Annotated in this window: 19 protein-coding genes; 8 read left to right on the top strand and 11 right to left on the bottom strand. The window is 62.7% G+C overall.

The window, feature by feature from the left end; genetic code table 11:
- The first annotated feature begins 195 nt into the window (after nucleotides 1-195).
- Nucleotides 196-1,149: a Tim44 domain-containing protein gene (locus HWE04_RS01595; protein ID WP_241811288.1), complete on the top strand. Its 954-nt coding sequence runs from the start codon at nucleotides 196-198 to the stop codon at nucleotides 1,147-1,149.
- A 38-nt stretch (nucleotides 1,150-1,187) separates the two neighbouring features.
- Here the strand turns inward: HWE04_RS01595 and HWE04_RS01600 are convergent, their stop codons facing one another.
- The 5 genes from HWE04_RS01600 to HWE04_RS01615 all read right to left on the bottom strand — a co-directional run bounded on the left by HWE04_RS01600 (nucleotide 1,188) and on the right by HWE04_RS01615 (nucleotide 4,950).
- Nucleotides 1,188-1,418, bottom strand: coding sequence for a hypothetical protein (locus HWE04_RS01600; protein ID WP_241811289.1), 231 nt, complete (start codon nucleotides 1,416-1,418; stop codon nucleotides 1,188-1,190).
- Complete coding sequence (locus HWE04_RS24430; protein WP_274620001.1) at nucleotides 1,411-1,539, bottom strand: hypothetical protein; 129 nt, start codon at nucleotides 1,537-1,539, stop codon at nucleotides 1,411-1,413. The genes HWE04_RS01600 and HWE04_RS24430 overlap by 8 nt, the downstream gene beginning before the upstream one ends.
- A gap of 2 nt (nucleotides 1,540-1,541) precedes the next feature.
- A complete protein-coding gene (locus tag HWE04_RS01605; protein WP_241811290.1) occupies nucleotides 1,542-2,507 on the bottom strand; it encodes an aliphatic sulfonate ABC transporter substrate-binding protein in 966 nt (321 codons plus the stop codon).
- 206 nt (nucleotides 2,508-2,713) lie between these two features.
- Nucleotides 2,714-3,319 (bottom strand): sensor histidine kinase, encoded by a 606-nt coding sequence (locus HWE04_RS01610; RefSeq protein WP_006461754.1) that lies wholly within the window; start codon nucleotides 3,317-3,319, stop codon nucleotides 2,714-2,716.
- Nucleotides 3,320-3,321: 2 nt separating this feature from the next.
- Complete coding sequence (locus HWE04_RS01615) at nucleotides 3,322-4,950, bottom strand: tetratricopeptide repeat-containing response regulator (RefSeq protein ID WP_102661696.1); 1,629 nt, start codon at nucleotides 4,948-4,950, stop codon at nucleotides 3,322-3,324.
- Between the two features lie 425 nt (nucleotides 4,951-5,375).
- Here HWE04_RS01615 and recA point away from each other — a divergent pair, with 425 nt between their 5' ends.
- From recA to HWE04_RS01645, 6 genes are all read left to right on the top strand, one after another.
- Nucleotides 5,376-6,425 carry a recombinase RecA gene (recA, locus tag HWE04_RS01620; protein WP_006461752.1) on the top strand — a complete coding sequence of 350 codons (1,050 nt, stop codon included), beginning with the start codon at nucleotides 5,376-5,378 and terminating at the stop codon, nucleotides 6,423-6,425.
- A gap of 217 nt (nucleotides 6,426-6,642) precedes the next feature.
- Nucleotides 6,643-7,107, top strand: coding sequence for a recombination regulator RecX (recX, locus tag HWE04_RS01625; protein WP_241811291.1), 465 nt, complete (start codon nucleotides 6,643-6,645; stop codon nucleotides 7,105-7,107).
- 605 nt (nucleotides 7,108-7,712) lie between these two features.
- Nucleotides 7,713-8,873 (top strand): ADP-forming succinate--CoA ligase subunit beta, encoded by a 1,161-nt coding sequence (gene sucC, locus HWE04_RS01630; protein WP_006461750.1) that lies wholly within the window; start codon nucleotides 7,713-7,715, stop codon nucleotides 8,871-8,873.
- Between the two features lie 101 nt (nucleotides 8,874-8,974).
- Complete coding sequence (gene sucD, locus HWE04_RS01635) at nucleotides 8,975-9,856, top strand: succinate--CoA ligase subunit alpha (RefSeq protein WP_006461749.1); 882 nt, start codon at nucleotides 8,975-8,977, stop codon at nucleotides 9,854-9,856.
- Between the two features lie 258 nt (nucleotides 9,857-10,114).
- Entirely contained in the window at nucleotides 10,115-10,831 is a 717-nt protein-coding gene (locus tag HWE04_RS01640) for a TerC family protein (protein WP_241811292.1), read from the top strand.
- Between the two features lie 161 nt (nucleotides 10,832-10,992).
- Nucleotides 10,993-11,499, top strand: coding sequence for a pilin (locus HWE04_RS01645; RefSeq protein WP_006461747.1), 507 nt, complete (start codon nucleotides 10,993-10,995; stop codon nucleotides 11,497-11,499).
- A 75-nt stretch (nucleotides 11,500-11,574) separates the two neighbouring features.
- Here HWE04_RS01645 and moaC read toward each other — a convergent pair whose 3' ends face one another.
- Complete coding sequence (moaC, locus tag HWE04_RS01650; RefSeq protein ID WP_241811293.1) at nucleotides 11,575-12,081, bottom strand: cyclic pyranopterin monophosphate synthase MoaC; 507 nt, start codon at nucleotides 12,079-12,081, stop codon at nucleotides 11,575-11,577.
- Between the two features lie 112 nt (nucleotides 12,082-12,193).
- Here moaC and HWE04_RS01655 point away from each other — a divergent pair, with 112 nt between their 5' ends.
- Nucleotides 12,194-13,750: a M48 family metalloprotease gene (locus tag HWE04_RS01655; protein ID WP_241811294.1), complete on the top strand. Its 1,557-nt coding sequence runs from the start codon at nucleotides 12,194-12,196 to the stop codon at nucleotides 13,748-13,750.
- Between the two features lie 15 nt (nucleotides 13,751-13,765).
- Here the strand turns inward: HWE04_RS01655 and HWE04_RS01660 are convergent, their stop codons facing one another.
- The 5 genes from HWE04_RS01660 to HWE04_RS01680 all read right to left on the bottom strand — a co-directional run bounded on the left by HWE04_RS01660 (nucleotide 13,766) and on the right by HWE04_RS01680 (nucleotide 17,121).
- Nucleotides 13,766-14,365 carry a DUF2946 family protein gene (locus HWE04_RS01660; RefSeq protein ID WP_241811295.1) on the bottom strand — a complete coding sequence of 200 codons (600 nt, stop codon included), beginning with the start codon at nucleotides 14,363-14,365 and terminating at the stop codon, nucleotides 13,766-13,768.
- Nucleotides 14,358-15,350, bottom strand: a complete 993-nt coding sequence (locus HWE04_RS01665) for a YheT family hydrolase (RefSeq protein ID WP_241811296.1) — start codon at nucleotides 15,348-15,350, stop codon at nucleotides 14,358-14,360. Before HWE04_RS01665 ends, HWE04_RS01660 begins: the two co-directional genes overlap by 8 nt.
- 62 nt (nucleotides 15,351-15,412) lie before the next feature.
- Nucleotides 15,413-15,847 (bottom strand): YybH family protein, encoded by a 435-nt coding sequence (locus tag HWE04_RS01670; protein ID WP_077237408.1) that lies wholly within the window; start codon nucleotides 15,845-15,847, stop codon nucleotides 15,413-15,415.
- Between the two features lie 68 nt (nucleotides 15,848-15,915).
- Nucleotides 15,916-16,116 carry a zinc-finger domain-containing protein gene (locus tag HWE04_RS01675; RefSeq protein ID WP_006461741.1) on the bottom strand — a complete coding sequence of 67 codons (201 nt, stop codon included), beginning with the start codon at nucleotides 16,114-16,116 and terminating at the stop codon, nucleotides 15,916-15,918.
- Nucleotides 16,117-16,200: 84 nt separating this feature from the next.
- A complete protein-coding gene (locus HWE04_RS01680; RefSeq protein WP_006461740.1) occupies nucleotides 16,201-17,121 on the bottom strand; it encodes a branched-chain amino acid transaminase in 921 nt (306 codons plus the stop codon).
- Between the last annotated feature and the right edge of the window lie 215 nt (nucleotides 17,122-17,336).

Genomic DNA, 17,336 nt, shown 5'->3' on the forward strand with positions numbered 1-17,336 from the left:
CGACTGTCCTGCCGCGCCCGCGGAATTGCCCTTGAACCCCTGAGGCCACGCGTGCTGCGACTGCAGTGACATGCGCGTTCGCGACCTGCGCCCGCCTGCCTGCGCTGGCGCTGAACCAGCCAGGGTACCTCACCAGTTTTACGAATTACGGCCGATGTGACCGCATCACATCATCAGAATCCTCTAGGAGAAAGCATGAAAAAAGCATTTGTCGCGCTGATAGTGGCGGTGATGACGCTGTCTGTTGGCATTTCGACCGTCGAAGCCAAGCGTCTTGGCGGTGGCGGCTCGATCGGCAAACAGTCCTCCAGCGCCAGCCGTCAGGCGCAGAGCACTGCCCCGATGCAACAGAACCAGGCCGCTGCCGCCAAGCCGGCCGCGCCTGCCGCCGCACCGGCTGCTGCCGCAGCCAAGCCGAGCATGTGGAAGGGCCTGTTGGGTGGCGCGCTGCTGGGCCTGGGCCTGGGCGCACTGCTGTCGCACTTCGGCCTGGGTGGCGCCCTGGCCAGCATGATCAGCACCATCCTGACCGTGGCCCTGATCGCCCTGGCGATCATGTTCGTGATCCGTCTGTTCCGTCGCAAGCAGGAAGCTTCGCAGCCGACGCCGGCCTGGGCTGGTGCGGCGCCGCAAGCCTCTGACAATGGCTCGGCCACGCCCCAGATCGGCTCGATGTTGAAGACCGGCGAAGCACCTGCAGCTGCACCGCAAGGTGGTTTCGGTGGCGGTTTCGGCAATGCCGAAGCGGTCCCGGCCTACGGCGTCCCGGCGGGCTTCGACACGGTGGGTTTCGTGCGCAATGCCAAGACCTATTTCATCCGCCTGCAAGCGGCATGGGACAAGGCCGACATCAACGACATCCGTGAATTCACCACGCCCGAAATGTTCGCCGAGCTGCGTCTGCAGATCCAGGAACGCGGCGCTGCATCCAACCAGACCGATGTGGTCTCGCTGGATGCTGAAGTGCTGGGCGTGGAGACCGTGGGCAATGATTACCTGGCCAGCGTCAAGTTCTTCGGTTTCATCAAGGAAGATCCGACTGCTTCGCCTGCCCAGTTCGCCGAAATCTGGAACCTGTCCAAGCCGGCTGCCGGCCAGGGTGGCTGGGTGCTGGCAGGTATCCAGCAACTGGACCCGGTGTCGGGGTGATCGCGGCACGACAGTCCATGAAGTTCATGTAGCAAGTATCAGTTTGAAGTATCAGTTTGGCGCGGAAGGCGGCGGTTAGTGGATGAGCGTCGCCAGTCCGTTTTACCGCCGGCTTTTGCCGGCGGTTTTTTTTGTGCATTCCACGCCAGTCGTTTTTCAGGAAGTGTTCCGCAAAGACGCTGTTTCCCGTCTTGCGCTGTTTCGTACCGACATCCCATCCTTGCCTTGCGCAAAAAAAGCACCGCATCAGCGGCGCTCGTTTCATTCATCCCGGCTATCCTGCCTGTGCTTTTCGCGCCGGTGGGCACGTCCTTCAGAAAGCGGAAACAGCAGCGCCACCACAACCAGAAAAGCCAGCAGCAGAAGGGTGACGCGATCCAGGCCGTCCATGGTTAGCCTTGCCCCGGTGTCCAGATCGCGACATCGCTGGTATTGACCTTTCTGGGTAGCAGGCCGGCGGCGAAGAAGGTATCGGCGATACGTTGCTGTTCGCCCAATGCATCCAGCCTGATGGCGCGCACCTCATAGCTGCGCCGGCTGTTGGCCAGGGCGATGGTCTGTGCATCGAGCCCCCAGAGCGGCGCCAGGAAGGCAGCCGTCTGGTCGGGCTGTTGCTTGGCTTGTATCCCTGCCTTCTTCAATTCATCGAACACTACCTGGAGGACATCCGGACGCGCCTGGGCAAAGCTGGCGGAGGCCAGGTAGTAACGCTGATAGTCTGCCACGCCGCGCCCATCGGCCAGAATGCGCACCTGCGACTGCCGCTGCACACCCGCCAGGAAGGGATCCCAGGTCACCCAGGCATCGGCGCTGCCACGTTCGAATGCAGCGCGCCCATCGGCTGGCGACAGATAGGCGGCATCGACATCGCTGAATTTCAGGCCCGCCTTTTCCAGGCTGGCGATCAGCAGATAGTGCACGCCGGCAGCCTTGGTCACCGCAATCTTCTTGCCCTTGAGTTCGCTCACCTGGCGCAGCGGCGAATCGACACGCACGACGATGGCCTGGGCCGATGGCGAGGGTGACTCCTGTGCCACATAGGCCAGCTTGGCCCCGGCCGCCTGGGCGAATACGGGAACCGTATCGGCAACGTCCGCACTGAGGTCGATACCGCCGACATTGAGCGCTTCCAGCAGCGGCAGGCCACTGGTGAACTCGTGCCAGCTGATCTTCGCGCCGGACGGTCCGAGACGCTTTTCCAGTGTGCCATTGGCCTTGATGATGGTCAGCAGGGTGGATGACTTCTGGTAGCCGATGCGGATGGTCTTGTTATCGTTCTGGGCCTGAGCATTCGGCTGCAGCAGCGCACCCAGGCCGAGCGCGGCCGGTGCCAGGCCGAGAAAATGTCTTCGTCGCATGGATTCGTTCTCGTGAGATAGGGAAGGGCGACGCCGCCTGTGAACGACCCGGATGGGGCCATACCCGCGTAGCGGCGCGACAAACCAGCACTCTAAGCACGAAGCCCGGGTGACAGAACGACTATTTTCACACTTGGATATGCGCTTTGCGTATGTGACGCTGGCGCCATGGGGCGATCAGTCGATCGCGCCCTTGCCGACCCGTTTCAGGGCAGGCACAGCTCGAACAGCGCGCCGCCGTCCGGATGATTGGACAGGCGCGCCTCCCCGTGGCGCGTCTCCTTGTTGTGGGCGGTGGCAATCGCATTGCACAGGTCCATGCCCAGGCCGGTCGAGGGCTTCTTTTCCTGGGTGCCGATGCCGGGGCCGTCGTCGCGTACCGTGAAGATCACCCCGCCTTCCGGATGCTTGCGACAGCCGAGCACAATGCGGGTGCGGGCAAAACGCCCGGCATTCTGCAGGGCTGCTTCCAGCGCCAGGGCCACCAGGTGTTCGTCGAAGAAACCGATGACCGGCATATCGCTCTCGTCCACGGTCAGGGCGATCTCGCTGCTGCGGCTGACCGCCTGCTCGCGCGCCAGTGCCTCCAGGAAATCCAGCGGCGAGACTGCTTCGACCTGCGCGCGCAGGCCTTGCGAATCAGCCTTGTACAGCGTCAGGAAGGCGATCAGCTTTTCCTGCAGGGCCAGGCAGGTGACATGGGCCTGCTGGGCGCGTGGCACGTCGTCCGACAGGCGGCGCAATTCCCCCTCCAGCACGCCCAGGGAGTTTTTGATGTCGTGAATGATGATCGCGGCAAGCTTGGGGTCCATGGTCAGCTCTTCGGGGCTACTTTGCTCAGGGTATCGCGCAGGAACTTGTGCATCTTCGCGACTCTATCGTTGCCCGGGATAAGGCGATCCAGCGTGGCCAGGTAACGGCGCACGCGCTTGACGTATTCTTCATTCCAGCCGCGCTGGCTCATCCACAGCAGATGCAGCTGCGCCGAGGCCAGCAGCACGCCGGTGTTCTCGGGCATGCTGGCCAGCGCCTCTTCCAGCTTGGCCAGCGATTCGTCCGGCTTGGCGCTGCGCATGAGGGCGTTGGCTTCGGCGATGATGCTCATGCAATGCTTGACGGCACCGTCGATCAGCTCTTCGGCCAGACCGGCCCGGCCAGTATCGGCAAGCACCTTGCGTGCCAGCATCTGGAGGGTTGTGTTTTCGTGATCGGACTTGATGGCCTCGGCGATCAACTTGGCGCCTTCCTCGTCCTTGCCCATCGAGAAGGCGGCCTTGGCCAGCGCCAATGTAGTGGTGTCGGACGACTCCTTGGCGGCAGCCTGGCGTGCGGTCTCGAACGCCTGCTGGGCCGAGATCGAGTCGCCCAGCTGCACGTAGGCCTGCGCCTGGACAGCGGCCTGCGCCGAGACGAAGATGTTGGATTCCTCGTAGCGGCGCGGTGCGGCCTCCAGCAGGCGCAGCGCGGCGTCGGGGTCGCCACTGTCGACGTGCACCTGCGCCAGCGACAGCAGGTCGGTGGGCTGTGCCGTCAGCGAACCCTTGGTGTGCTTGAGTACCCTGTCATAGGCTTCGCGTGCCTGGTCCAGGTGGCCGCTGCGGTAGGCCACATCACCCACCAGGCGACTGCGGCGCGCCGAAGGGATGATTTCGGACGACTTGGTGAGCGCTTCCAGTGCACCTTCCTGATTGCCCTGTGCCTCGTCGATCTGCGCCAGCAGGTCGTAGGCGGCGATGAACTGCTTGTTCTGCGCCAGCACCTCTTCCACGATGATGCGGGCGTCATCCATCTGGCCAGCCACGATGTTGCAACGGGCAAGTCCGATCTTGGCCCACACCAGGTCGTCGCGCATGGCCAGTGCCTGCTTGTAGACTTCGCGGGCTTCGTCGATGCGGCGCTGCTCGATGAGCAGCGTGCCCTTGGTCTTCATGATTTCCACGATCCACTTGGGCGCTGCCTTGAGGACGTTGTCGCATTCCAGGATGGCACCGGAGATGTCCTTGCGCTTCATCTTCTCGGTCACCGGCAGCATGGCGTGCTGCTTTTCCAGCAGGCGGTCCACGCGCTCGGCGATGCGGCTGGCCGTCAGCGGCTTGAGCATGTAGGCATCCGGCTGGAACTCGGCGGCGCTGGCCACAAGGTTGTAGCCGCTCTCGGCGGTGACCATGATGAACATGCAGGTCGGCGAGAGCATGTTCTGGGTGCGGAAGAACTCCAGCAGCTGCTGGCCGTTGCTTTCCTTGTTCAGGTTGTAGTCGCAGATGATCAGGTCATACGTGCCGGACTGCACGAAACGGATAGCCTCATCCGGCGTGGCGGCCTGGTCCACCTTGGTCACCCCGAGCTGCCCGAGGTGCATGCGGATGTTCTGGCGCATCGTCGGCATGTCGTCGATGACCAGGCAGCGCAGGGCGCTGATATGGCTGAAGGGCACTAAACTCATGAGAACTGTCTGTCTAACGATCTATCGGTCTTGATTGCGGCAGGCTACACCGGATGAGCTGATGTTGCTGCGATGCAATAACTGGCGAGATGACTTGCTGTACGCGTTCATTGACGCATAGCTGACGAATTATTCCTACCAACTCGCGAGTGTGCCGTTTTTTTTCCTTCCATGCATCATTCCTCTTTGAATTTGGACTTCCTCAAGGGTCAGCTCTCTTATAATTGTGGTTTTCGGCCGCCGATTATCGTTGCCTGATAGCGTTTGTGTCTGATGCACACAAAAACGCTTGCACGAAGCACTGTTTTTTTATACAGTGTCGCTCTATCGGGGCGGTCATCATCCTCTGCCTCCGGGCAACATCAGCAAGACCGCAAGACTCCCCCCTGAACCCCTTCTTCACGACATTTTGCCGAGAGAGATTTATGGACGACAAAAAAGCTGCGAACAACTCTGAGAAGAGCAAGGCGCTGGCCGCCGCGTTGGCACAGATTGAAAAGCAGTTTGGCAAGGGCTCGGTGATGCGCATGGAAGACGGCGTCGTCGCCGAGGAAATCCAGGCCGTCTCCACCGGTTCCCTGGGCCTGGACATCGCGCTGGGCATCGGTGGCCTGCCACGTGGCCGCGTCATCGAGATCTACGGTCCGGAGTCCTCCGGCAAGACCACCCTGACCCTGCAATCGATCGCCGAGATGCAGAAGCTGGGCGGCACCTGCGCCTTCATCGACGCCGAGCACGCACTGGACGTCACCTATGCGCAAAAGCTGGGCGTGAACCTGAACGACCTGCTGATCTCGCAGCCGGACACCGGCGAACAGGCCCTGGAAATCACCGACGCCCTGGTGCGCTCCGGTGCGGTCGACCTGATCGTGGTGGACTCCGTGGCAGCGCTGACGCCCAAGGCCGAAATCGAAGGCGACATGGGCGACTCCCTGCCCGGCCTGCAGGCCCGTCTGATGTCGCAAGCCCTGCGCAAGCTGACCGGCAGCATCAACCGCACCAATACTACTGTCATCTTCATCAACCAGATCCGCATGAAGATCGGCGTCATGTTCGGTAATCCCGAAACCACCACCGGTGGCAATGCGCTGAAGTTCTACGCCTCGGTGCGCCTGGACATCCGTCGTACCGGCTCCATCAAGTCCGGTGACGAAGTCATCGGCAGCGAAACCAAGGTCAAGGTCGTCAAGAACAAGGTTGCACCTCCGTTCCGCGAAGCTCACTTCGACATCCTGTATGGCGAAGGCACTTCCCGCGAAGGCGAAATCCTGGATCTGGGCTCCGAGCACAAGGTCGTGGAGAAGTCCGGCGCCTGGTACAGCTACAACGGCGAGCGCATCGGCCAGGGCAAGGACAACGCCCGTAACTATCTGAAGGAACACCCGGAACTGTCGCGCGAGATCGAGAACAAGGTCCGCGTCGCACTGGGCGTGCCTGAACTGGCAGGTGGCACCGCCGAGGCACCAGCCTCCTGATCCCAAGGTCTTCACGTACCACCATGGCGGCAGGGTTTGCCTGAGCCTTGAGGTCACGGTGGTGCCTGTCCCGCTTCGCCCCCGGCGCCGGTCCGGCCGGGAGTGGAGCTGAAGTACCGGCCGCATCGTTCTGTTGCTGCCTCGTTTCAATGCAATACGGTTCCATCGTTTTTTCTTCGTGTTCTTCACCGTCACATCGCCCGTGTAGTCGAACGTCATGCCCAGACCGCCGATCAGCCTGAAAGCACGGGCGCTCAAATATCTCTCTTCACGTGAGCATAGTCGCCTGGAACTTGCGCGTAAGCTTGCCCCTTACGCGCAAGAGGGTGATGACATCGACGCGCTCCTGCAGTGGCTGGAGCAGTCCCGTTTCCTTTCCCAAGAACGATTTTCCGAATCGCTGGTGCATCGCCGCTCGGCCCGTTATGGCAACCAGCGCATCTTTTCCGAGTTGCATGGACACGGCATTGAAGGGGAAGCCATCGCCGAGTTGAAGGCCGACCTGGCAGCAGGAGAGGGCGGGCGCGCCGCGCAGGTCTTGCGCCGCAAATTCAGTGCGCCCCCTCCCGATGCAGAGACACGCGCCAAACAGATGCGCTTCCTGCAGCAACGCGGTTTTTCCCACCGCAGTATCCGCGAAGCCTTGCAGACCGCGTGGAGCGACGAGGAGGAATCGTCGTGAGCGGGGACAACTGGGTCTCTTGATGCGCTGAGCCCGAGAGGGTGTCGCCCTGCGCTCGCATCCGGTGCGCACTCGCATCCTGGGCATTCCCGGCCAGCCATTCACCACCGCAGTTGCGTTCCCCTTGTCCCTATCTTCTTCCAGCAGCTTGCGCAGATGGCAGCCATCTGTCCCGCCATATGGAAAAGCTATCCCTTTCGGTCTTCTGTTAGCGCTACCGGCTAACAGCCCGGCCGGCCTGTGCTAGAATTCGGAAGTTTTTGCTGCGGCGCGCAAGCCTGAGGAGATATCGCGTGTTGCCGGTTTGTCAAAACGGCGCAACGATGCAAGGCCCATGTAGCAGCAGGAATGGATAATGCGGACGCTTCGGCGCAAGCTGGCGCGTTTCGAATATCAGACCAACTAAAGCAGACGGCATGCACATGCCCAATTCTACGAATTCACTAGCAACCCGCGCAGCTCACGCCTGCGCCCGTCTCCGTCCGTCTCCGGATGTGACACCCGCCTGCGGGTTGCTGTCTGCTTTCTCGTCGGCCGGCATGCTGCCGGCTACCGAATTTCAATCCGGCAAGTTTTATTCATTCAGTGTCTAAAGGGAAGCTCCCATGAAAATCCATGAGTATCAGGGTAAAGAAATCCTGCGCCAGTTCGGCGTAACCGTGCCGCGCGGCATTCCTTGCATGTCGGTCGACGAAGTCGAAGCGGCAGCCCAGAAGCTGGGCGGCCCGGTGTGGGTCGTCAAGGCCCAGATCCATGCAGGCGGTCGCGGCAAGGGCGGCGGCGTGAAGGTGGCCAAGTCGATCGAACAGGTCAAGGAATACGCCAACCAGATCATGGGCATGCAACTGATCACCCACCAGACCGGTCCTGAAGGCCAGAAGGTGCGTCGCCTGCTGATCGAAGAAGGCGCCGACATCAAGAAGGAACTGTACGTTTCCCTGGTGACCGACCGCGTTTCGCAAAAGGTCGTGCTGATGGCCTCCAGCGAAGGTGGCATGGACATCGAAGAAGTTGCCCACAGCAACCCGGAAAAGATCCACAACGTCATCATCGACCCGATCGATGGCCTGACCGACGCGCAAGCCGACGACGTGGCCGCCAAGATCGGCGTGCCGGCCGCTTCCATCCCGGAAGCCCGCAAGAACCTGCAAGGCCTGTACAAGGCTTACTGGGAAACCGACGCTTCCCTGGCTGAAATCAACCCCCTGATCCTGACCGGCGACGGCAAGGTCATCGCTCTGGACGCCAAGTTCAACTTCGACTCCAACGCCCTGTACCGTCACCCGGAAATCGTCGCCTACCGCGACCTGGACGAAGAAGATCCGGCAGAAGTCGAAGCCTCCAAGTTCGACCTGGCCTACATCTCCCTGGACGGCAACATCGGCTGCCTGGTCAACGGCGCCGGCCTGGCCATGGCCACCATGGACACCATCAAGCTGTTCGGCGGCGAGCCGGCCAACTTCCTGGACGTGGGCGGCGGTGCCACCACCGAGAAGGTCACCGAAGCCTTCAAGATCATGCTGAAGAACCCCGAACTGAAGGCCATCCTGGTCAACATCTTCGGCGGCATCATGCGCTGTGACGTGATCGCCGAAGGCGTCATCGCTGCTTCCAAGGCTGTCTCGCTGAAGGTGCCTCTGGTGGTCCGCATGAAGGGCACCAACGAAGACCTGGGCAAGAAGCTGTTGGCCGATTCCGGTCTGCCGATCATCTCGGCCGACTCCATGGAAGAAGCCGCACAAAAGGTCGTGGCAGCTGCCAAGTAAGTAACCCAACACGAAAGCCTGCGCGGCGCGAGCCGCCGGCTGCGAGCAATTGCAGCACCGGGCGCCGCCAGCGGCGCAGGCATCACAGTCAAGGAAGAGAAATGTCGATCCTCATCAACAAAGACACCAAGGTCATCACCCAAGGTATCACCGGCAAGACCGGTCAGTTCCACACCCGCATGTGCCGCGACTACGCGAATGGCAAGAATGCCTTCGTCGCCGGCGTGAACCCGAAGAAGGCTGGTGAAGACTTCGAAGGCATCCCCATCTATGCCAACGTCACCGAAGCCAAGAACGCCACCGGCGCCACCGTGTCGGTGATCTACGTGCCGCCCGCCGGCGCTGCCGCCGCCATCTGGGAAGCCGTCGAAGCCGACCTGGACCTGGCCATCTGCATCACCGAAGGCATCCCCGTGCGTGACATGCTGGCCCTGAAGGACCGCATGGCCAAGGCCGGTTCCAAGACCCTGCTGCTGGGCCCGAACTGCCCCGGCCTGATCACCCCGGACGAAATCAAGATCGGCATCATGCCGGGTCACATCCACAAGAAGGGTCGTATCGGTGTGGTTTCCCGCTCCGGCACCCTGACCTATGAAGCCGTGGGTCAGCTGACCGCCCTGGGCCTGGGCCAGTCCTCCGCCGTCGGTATCGGTGGCGACCCGATCAACGGTCTGAAGCACATCGACGTCATGAAGGCCTTCAACGACGATCCGGACACCGACGCCGTCATCATGATCGGTGAAATCGGTGGTCCTGACGAAGCCAACGCTGCGCGCTGGATCAAGGACAACATGAAGAAGCCGGTGGTCGGCTTCATCGCCGGCGTGACCGCGCCCCCGGGCAAGCGCATGGGCCACGCAGGTGCCCTGATCTCCGGTGGTGCTGATACCGCCGAAGCCAAGCTGGCCATCATGGAAGAGTGCGGCATCAAGGTCACCCGCAACCCGTCGGAAATGGGTCGCCTGCTGAAGTCGGTGCTGTAAGATTGCCGGCCGCATTTCGCCGGTCTCCTCGGAGGCGGGCGAAAGGCAAGCTCAGCCAGACCTGTAGTACACGCAATACCAGCATGGGGAGCTCCGGCTCCCCATGTCGTTTTATGGAAGGCGCGAAGTCTGTCGTGAGGACGGGCGCGCATCGACCAGAGCTAGCACAGAAGGCTGTGACGGCACTAAGCTCGGTGACCGTGGTCATCCTGCCATACGCCGCTTTCTCTGGCGGACACGTTTTCGCAAAGGACAAGCATGGAATTCCTGGCCAACCTGAACTGGGTCGCGGTCGCGCAGATCATCCTGATCGACATCCTGCTCGGTGGCGACAATGCCATCGTGATCGCGCTGGCCTGCCGCAATCTGCCGGACAATCTGCGCATGAAGGGCATTGTCTGGGGTACCGTGGGCGCGATTGGCATCCGCATCGCCCTGATCGCCTTTGCCGTCACCATGTTGCAACTGCCCTTCCTGAAGCTGCTGGGCGGCGTCCTGTTGCTGTGGATTGGCATCAAGCTGCTCAACGAGGATGACGAACACACCGACGTCAACGGCAGTGACCGCCTGTGGGGCGCCGTCAAGACCGTGATCGTGGCCGACCTGGTGATGAGCGTGGACAACGTGATCGCCATCGCCAGCGCCGCTGAGCAGGCGGCCGGCGAGCACCAGTTGCTGCTGGTGGTGTTCGGCATCGTGGTCAGCATTCCCATCGTCGTCTGGGGCAGCACGCTGGTATTGAAGCTGATGGAAAAATTCCCGGTGATCGTCACCCTGGGCGCGGCTCTCCTGGGCTACATCGCCGGTGGCATGATCTTCAGCGACAGCGCCGTGCAGTCCTGGCTGCGGGATTTCATCGCCGATACCGAATTCGTCTTGCCCGGCGCCGCCGTGCATTTGAGCCTGCCCGGCCTGGTGGGCGCCATCGGAGTGGTGCTGACCGGTCTCACGCTCAAGCGCAGGAAGCAGGCCTAGGCCCATCTGGCCCCGGGACGGACCCGGGATGGCCCCGGTGGCGATTGACGCAGGTCAGCGCCGGTCCGCTTCAAAACTGTTAGTTTCACAATTTATTCGCTAGTCGGCATTGCCAACGCTGCCGATACTGGAAGCGCCCTTATCACCTTCACGAGGAATCCATGAAACCAGTCGTCTCCCGTCGCGCCCAACGCGGCTTTACCCTGCTTGAACTGATGGTCACGCTGGCCATCATCGGCATTCTCGCCATGCTGGGCGCTTCGCAATACCAGGACTACATCGCCCGCGCGCGCGTGGCCGAAGGCTTCAACCTGGCCGAGCCGTACAAGCTGGCCGTGACCGAACAGATCAGCTCCAACAACGGCGTCTTCACCGTGGCGCAACTGGGTCTGCCGACCTTCACGCCCACCGACAACGTGAGCAAGATCGACGTCTCGCCGATGGAAAAGCGCGGCGTGGGCGGCGTCATCACCATCACCTACAGCGCACGCGTGGGTGAGGGCGGTACGCTCACGCTGACCCCGACCATCAGCTCCGGCACCATCCAGTGGCAGTGCGCCGCCAAGGATGTGAAGCAGGCCGCCACGCCGGAAGGTGCCACTGCCAACACCGGCTTTGCCGCCGGCTCCCTGCCGGCCAAGTACGCACCGGCCAACTGCCGCGGTTGATCCGCTGCCTGGTCTGACAAGCCAAGAAAAAACGCGCCGTCAGGCGCGTTTTTCATTTCGGGGAGCCGTGGCGCTTCAGGGCCTCGCCATCGTGATATCGCTCTTGCCGCCGCGCTTTTCGGTCACGCAGATGTCAGTCATGACCATGGTCTTGTCGACCGCCTTGCACATGTCGTAGACCGTCAGCAGGCCCACCTGCACGGCGGTCAATGCCTCCATTTCCACACCGGTCTTGCCGAAGGTTTCCACGCGCGCGGTGCAACGCACGGAAGCGCTGCCGGCGTCGGTCTCGAACTCCACCGAGACATGCGTCAGTGCCAGTGGATGGCAAAGGGGGATCAGGTCGCCGGTGCGCTTGGCCGCCATGATGGCGGCGATGCGGGCGATGCCCAGGACATCGCCCTTCTTGGCCGTGCCGGCCTCGATGATGGTCAGCGTGGCCGGCTGCATGCGGATCACGCCAGTTGCCAGCGCCACCCGGTGGGTCTCGTGCTTGCCGCCGACATCGACCATGTGCGCCTGTCCGCCCTGGTCGAAGTGAGTGAGGCCGCCGTTGGGCGCGTGTTCGCCGGATGTGTTCATGCTGATTCGCTCTAGGTGAAATGGAGGGAAAGGAGCGGGTATCATAGCAGCCAGCCCGCAGCCCGCGCTGCTCCGACTTCCACGCCAGCCCTGACCGTTACCGATGTCGTCCATGCCACCCACCGTTTCCGATGTGTCCCGCCGTTTCCGTCTCCCCGCGCGCCGGCTGCTGGCCCGCTATCTGAGTGCGGCCTTGATGCTGCTGCCGGCGGCGCCCTTGACCCTGCTACCCCATCCGGGCGTGGCCCAGGGCTTGCCCACGCTGGGTGATACCGAACGCGAAGGTCTTTCGCCGCTGATGGAGCGCAAGCTGGGTGAGGAAATCATGCGTGACATCCGGACCGACCGCGACTATGTCGACGACGGCCCGATTTCGGAATACCTCAACAACTTCGGCCAGAACCTGGTCTCCATCCACCCCGAGGTGAGAGGCGAAGCCGGTTTCGATTTCCAGTTCTTCATGGTGCGCGACCCCATGCTGAACGCCTTCGCGCTGCCGGGCGGCTTCATCGGTGTCAATAGCGGGCTGGTGCTGGCCGCGCAATCGGAGTCCGAACTGGCCGGCGTGATGTCGCACGAAATCGGTCACGTGGCGCAGCGCCATATTGCCCGCATGCTGGGCCAGCAGAAGCAGAACTCGATGATCCAGCTGGCCGCCATCGTGCTGGGCGCATTGGCCGGAGTGTCCAAGGCCGGGGGCGATGCGGCGATGGCCACCATGATGGGCGGTACCGGCCTGGCCGTGCAGCGCCAGCTCAACTTCAGCCGCGACGCCGAGCGCGAGGCCGACCGCATCGGCCTGCAGATCATGCGTGATGGCGGCTTCGATCCTTCCGGCATGGTCACCTTCTTCGGTCGTCTGCAGGCGGCCTCGCGCAACTACACCGACGCCGTGCCGCCTTACCTGATGACGCACCCGTTGACCACCGACCGTATCGCCGACATCGAGGCCCGCATCCGCGACCAGCGCTACAAGCAGCGTGTGGACAATCCCGAATTCCAGCTGGTGCGGGCGCGCACCCAGGTGCTGCAGAACGACAGCGTGCAGGGCTTGCGCGACAATGTGCAGAAATTCACCGACCAGGCCAAGCAGAACACCAAGTTGCAGACTGCCGCCGCCAAGTACGGGCTGGCCTACACCTACTACCGCCAGAACCGCTTCGACCAGGCCGAGACAGCCTTGAAGGAAGCCCAGGAAGCTGCCATCCCGATGAAGACCGGCATCATGTTCGGCAGCCTCGACATCGATATCAAGATCGCCCGCAAGCAGGCCCCGCAGGCGCTGCAACTGGCCGACAGCCTGCGCCAGCAGTTTCCGATTTCACGCACCATCGCGCGCCAGTATGCCGATGCCCTGATCGCCGCCCGACGCTACGACGTGGCCGTGGCCTACCTGCGCGATCAGGCCCAGCTCTACCGTGCCGATGCCCAGGTCCAGCAGTTGCTGGCCAAGGTCTACGCGGCCCAGGGCAAGCAGGCCTTGCAGCACATGGCGCTGGCTGAATCGTATGCGCTCAATGGCAGCCTGCTGGCGGCCATCGATCAGTTGGGCATTGCGCGCAAGGCGCCCGATGCGACCTTCTACGACCAGTCGCAGATCGACGCGCGCGAGCGTGAATGGAAGGCGCGCTGGAAAGATGAACAGAAAGACATGAAGGAGCGTGGCTAGCCGCGACACACGGCCCTAGTCCTGGCGCGGGCGGCTGACGAAGCTGAAGATCTTTTCCAGCTGGCTGGTAGCGATGCGCTGCAACGGGAGTGATTGCTCACCCAGCTTGAAGCGGGGCGTGGCCTCGTCGACTCCTTCCAGCCAGCGCAGCAGGGCATCCTCATCCGCATCGTCCACCTGCAGGCAGGGCAACAGATGCGCCAGGTCGCGATCATCGACGCCGGCAATCAGCTCACCGGCATGCAGATAGAGCCGCCCGGCTTCATCCATCCAGGCGGCTGTCGCCACATCGACTGCGATCCCCGTATGCAGCACCAGTGACAGGTTGCCCTGTGCGTCCGGCTGGGTGCGCAGGATGTGCGGCATCCATTCCAGATCCACATAGACCCGCTGCGGCCCGTTCTGGAAATACCAGCGGCCGGCCGCATCGCTGGCGTAATTGCGGTCGATGAAGGCCAGCAGGGCAGGGTGGCGGATCAGGTCGCCCGGCAAGTCCAGTTGTTGCGCGCGCTCGTCGCGCATGCGCCAGCCGCCTCGCGCATCCAGCCGCAGCCAGCCGAAGCAGTGTGGCACGTTGGGCCAGCGGGCCATGGCCTGCTGCACGATCTCATCCATGGGCCAGCTCCGTAGGGGCCGGGAAGGCGCTCTCCGACTTGCCCTCCAGGAAATGCAGCAAGCGGCGCGGCAGCCACGCCAGGTTGCCGGGCGGGCCGCCGGCGGCAAAGCCGACATGGCCGCCTTGCTCCGGGTATTCCAGCACCACTTCCGGCGCCGCCGAGCGGGGCAGGTGGCGCGCCGGCAGGAAGGGATCATTCTGCGCATTCAAGACCAGCGTGGGCACGCTGATGTCGTTGAGGATGTGCTTGGCGCTGGCGCGGTCCCAGTAATCCTCGGTGTTGCGGTAGCCGTGCAGGGGGGCGGTGACGATGTTGTCGAAGGCGTACAGGTCGCGGGCCGACAGCAGCGCTTCGCGATCAAACAGGCCCGGGAACTGGTCCAGCTTGGCCAGGCACTTGGGCCGCATGGTGCGCAGGAAAACCCAGGTATAGAGCCGGTTGAAACCCGACGCCAGTGCCGCGCCGCCACCCGCCAGGTCCAGCGGCGCCGACACCGCGCAGGCAGCATCGACGATCTCGGCCTGGTGCTGTGATTCCCCCAGCCAGCGCAGCAGTGCATTGGCGCCCAGCGAGACCCCGCAGGCATACAGATGGGTCGCGGCCAGGTCCTGCTGACGCAGTTTCATGCGGCGGATGATCCAGTCCAGTTCCGCCGTGTCGCCGGAATGATAGAAACGCGGCGCCAGGTTGATCTCGCCGGAACACCCGCGAAAATGCGGAATCGCCCCATGCCAGCCGCGCCGTTGCACCTCGGCCATCAAGGCGCGGCTGTAGTGGCTGTCGGAGGAGCCTTCCAGCCCGTGGAACAGCACCAGCAGCGGACGTCCCGGCTGGCCGTCGACGAAATCGATATCGACGAAGTCGCCATCCGGCGCTTCCCAGCGCTCGCGCCGGTAGCGCACGGCCGGCTTGGGCAGGAAGGCCGAGGGATAGATGGTCTGCAGATGACCGCCGGGGAGCCAGCGGGGCGGGATGTAAAGCATGATGCGGCCTTGCTCGTGTTCGATGCTGCCTGTGGAGGATAGAAAACGGAAAACGGCCACACTCAGTGCAGCATGGCTGCGCTGACGACGGCTTCCACCGGCGCTGCGCCCGGGGCGACCGAGGCGTGGTGCATCACCAGGCGCCAGCCCAGCGCGGTCTTGAGGTAGACATTGGTGGCGATGACGTGCACATCGGGCGGGCCTTCGCCGCCGTGATCGATTTCTTCCACCACGCTGTGCACCGAGGTCATCATGTTCTGCGACACGTGCAGCTGGCGTGGCCGGATATGCAGGCCGCCGTTGGAGAGGATGTCTTCCCACACGGCGCGGATATCTGCGTGGCCCACCAGGCGTTGTGCGCCGGGGTGGATGCAGACGATTTCCTCGTCATCGGCCCACAGGTCCATCAGCGCCTCCAGGTCGGCGCGGGCGAGGGCGTCGTAGTAGGCGGCCTCGATTTCATCGGGCGAGCCATGGATCAGTTTGGTGCGCGGCATGACAAATCTCCGGATCAGATGAAAAGAGGGCCTTGTGGGCCCTCTCGTGTCTGGCTTGAAACTTCTGCTCAGTGGCCCTTGACCACGGTGCCCGGTTTCAACTGGTACTGGGTACCGCAGTATGGGCATTTGGCCGCGCCGTGCGCGTCCAGTTCCAGGAACACGCGCGGGTGCGAATTCCAGGCGGTCATGCCGGGGCTGGGGCAGTGGGCTGGCAGGTCCTTGCCTTCGAGCAGGACTACGCCCTGCGATGCTTGAGCTTGGCTCATCTTGTTCTCCGTTGCTTGCGATTGACTGTTGAAACGTTAAGGTCGGGTGTTGCGAATCGATATTCTGGCGGCCGCCGCTGCCATTTACACCAGCGTGAGCCAGTGCTTGTACTGCGGCGCCCGGCCGGCCACCACGTCGAAGAACAGGGTCTGCAGCTTCTCGGTGATGGGGCCACGGCCGCCATTGCCGATGACGCGGCGATCCAGTTCGCGGATCGGCGTGACTTCGGCGGCGGTGCCGGTGAAGAAGGCTTCATCGGCACAATACATCTCGTCGCGGGTGATGCGCTTCTCGATGACCTCGATGCCCAGGTCGCGCGCCATGGTCAGCACGGCGTCGCGGGTGATGCCATCCAGGCAGGAGGCCAGGTCGGGAGTATAGAGCTTGCCGTTCTTGACGATGAAGACATTTTCGCCAGAACCTTCCGAGACATAGCCCTCGGTGTCCAGCAGCAGGGCTTCGTCGTAGCCGTCGGCCAGCGCTTCCTGGTTGGCCAGGATGGAATTGATGTAATAACCGCAAGCCTTGGCGCGCACCAGCGACACATTCACGTGGTGGCGAGTGAAGGAAGAGGTCTTCACGCGGATGCCCTTGCTGATGCCGTCTTCGCCCAGGTAGGCGCCCCACGGCCAGGCGGCGATGGCCACGTGGATCTTGTTGCCCTTGGCGGACACGCCCAGCTTTTCCGAGCCGATCCAGATCAGCGGGCGGATGTAGCAGGATTCCAGCTGGTTTTCGCGCACCACCTGGCATTGCGCCTGGGCCAGCGTTTCCTGGTCGAACGGCACTTCCATCTGGAAGATCTTGGCCGAGTTGAACAGGCGCTGGGTGTGTTCCTTCAGGCGGAAGATGGCCGTGCCCTCGGCCGTCTTGTAGGCGCGTACGCCCTCGAAGACGCCCATGCCGTAATGCAGCGTGTGGGTCAGTACGTGGACGGTGGCGTCGCGCCAGTCGACCAGCTCGCCGTCTTTCCAGATCTTGCCGTCGCGGTCAGCCATGGACATGGTCATCTCCCTGTATGCGGTGATTGCAGAAAATGCAGAATGTGCAGAAAGCGAAAATTCGGTATGAAACGCCCGGCGCGGACGAACCGGCCAAGGAACTGCATTTTAGCGGATTCACGCGAGCAAAAACTTTCATCTGTAGAATGAAAGACCTGAGTGAAAATGCACACATCGTCACATGCACCGGCATTCCCGGCCGGCGCATCCAATACGCG

It is taken from the genome of Herbaspirillum sp. C7C2 (assembly GCF_022627865.1).
Classification (GTDB): Bacteria; Pseudomonadota; Gammaproteobacteria; order Burkholderiales; family Burkholderiaceae_D; genus Herbaspirillum; species Herbaspirillum frisingense.

Excerpts from the sequence above, each read along its gene's own strand:
- HWE04_RS01595 (WP_241811288.1), top strand. The coding sequence starts at position 196 with ATGAAAAAAGCATTTGTCGCGCTGATAGTGGCGGTGATGACGCTGTCT.
- HWE04_RS01600 (WP_241811289.1), bottom strand. The coding sequence starts at position 1,418 with ATGAATGAAACGAGCGCCGCTGATGCGGTGCTTTTTTTGCGCAAGGCA.
- HWE04_RS24430 (WP_274620001.1), bottom strand. The coding sequence starts at position 1,539 with ATGGACGGCCTGGATCGCGTCACCCTTCTGCTGCTGGCTTTTCTGGTT.
- HWE04_RS01605 (WP_241811290.1), bottom strand. The coding sequence starts at position 2,507 with ATGCGACGAAGACATTTTCTCGGCCTGGCACCGGCCGCGCTCGGCCTG.
- HWE04_RS01610 (WP_006461754.1), bottom strand. The coding sequence starts at position 3,319 with ATGGACCCCAAGCTTGCCGCGATCATCATTCACGACATCAAAAACTCC.
- HWE04_RS01615 (WP_102661696.1), bottom strand. The coding sequence starts at position 4,950 with ATGAGTTTAGTGCCCTTCAGCCATATCAGCGCCCTGCGCTGCCTGGTC.
- recA (WP_006461752.1), top strand. The coding sequence starts at position 5,376 with ATGGACGACAAAAAAGCTGCGAACAACTCTGAGAAGAGCAAGGCGCTG.
- recX (WP_241811291.1), top strand. The coding sequence starts at position 6,643 with ATGCCCAGACCGCCGATCAGCCTGAAAGCACGGGCGCTCAAATATCTC.
- sucC (WP_006461750.1), top strand. The coding sequence starts at position 7,713 with ATGAAAATCCATGAGTATCAGGGTAAAGAAATCCTGCGCCAGTTCGGC.
- sucD (WP_006461749.1), top strand. The coding sequence starts at position 8,975 with ATGTCGATCCTCATCAACAAAGACACCAAGGTCATCACCCAAGGTATC.
- HWE04_RS01640 (WP_241811292.1), top strand. The coding sequence starts at position 10,115 with ATGGAATTCCTGGCCAACCTGAACTGGGTCGCGGTCGCGCAGATCATC.
- HWE04_RS01645 (WP_006461747.1), top strand. The coding sequence starts at position 10,993 with ATGAAACCAGTCGTCTCCCGTCGCGCCCAACGCGGCTTTACCCTGCTT.
- moaC (WP_241811293.1), bottom strand. The coding sequence starts at position 12,081 with ATGAACACATCCGGCGAACACGCGCCCAACGGCGGCCTCACTCACTTC.
- HWE04_RS01655 (WP_241811294.1), top strand. The coding sequence starts at position 12,194 with ATGCCACCCACCGTTTCCGATGTGTCCCGCCGTTTCCGTCTCCCCGCG.
- HWE04_RS01660 (WP_241811295.1), bottom strand. The coding sequence starts at position 14,365 with ATGGATGAGATCGTGCAGCAGGCCATGGCCCGCTGGCCCAACGTGCCA.
- HWE04_RS01665 (WP_241811296.1), bottom strand. The coding sequence starts at position 15,350 with ATGCTTTACATCCCGCCCCGCTGGCTCCCCGGCGGTCATCTGCAGACC.
- HWE04_RS01670 (WP_077237408.1), bottom strand. The coding sequence starts at position 15,847 with ATGCCGCGCACCAAACTGATCCATGGCTCGCCCGATGAAATCGAGGCC.
- HWE04_RS01675 (WP_006461741.1), bottom strand. The coding sequence starts at position 16,116 with ATGAGCCAAGCTCAAGCATCGCAGGGCGTAGTCCTGCTCGAAGGCAAG.
- HWE04_RS01680 (WP_006461740.1), bottom strand. The coding sequence starts at position 17,121 with ATGTCCATGGCTGACCGCGACGGCAAGATCTGGAAAGACGGCGAGCTG.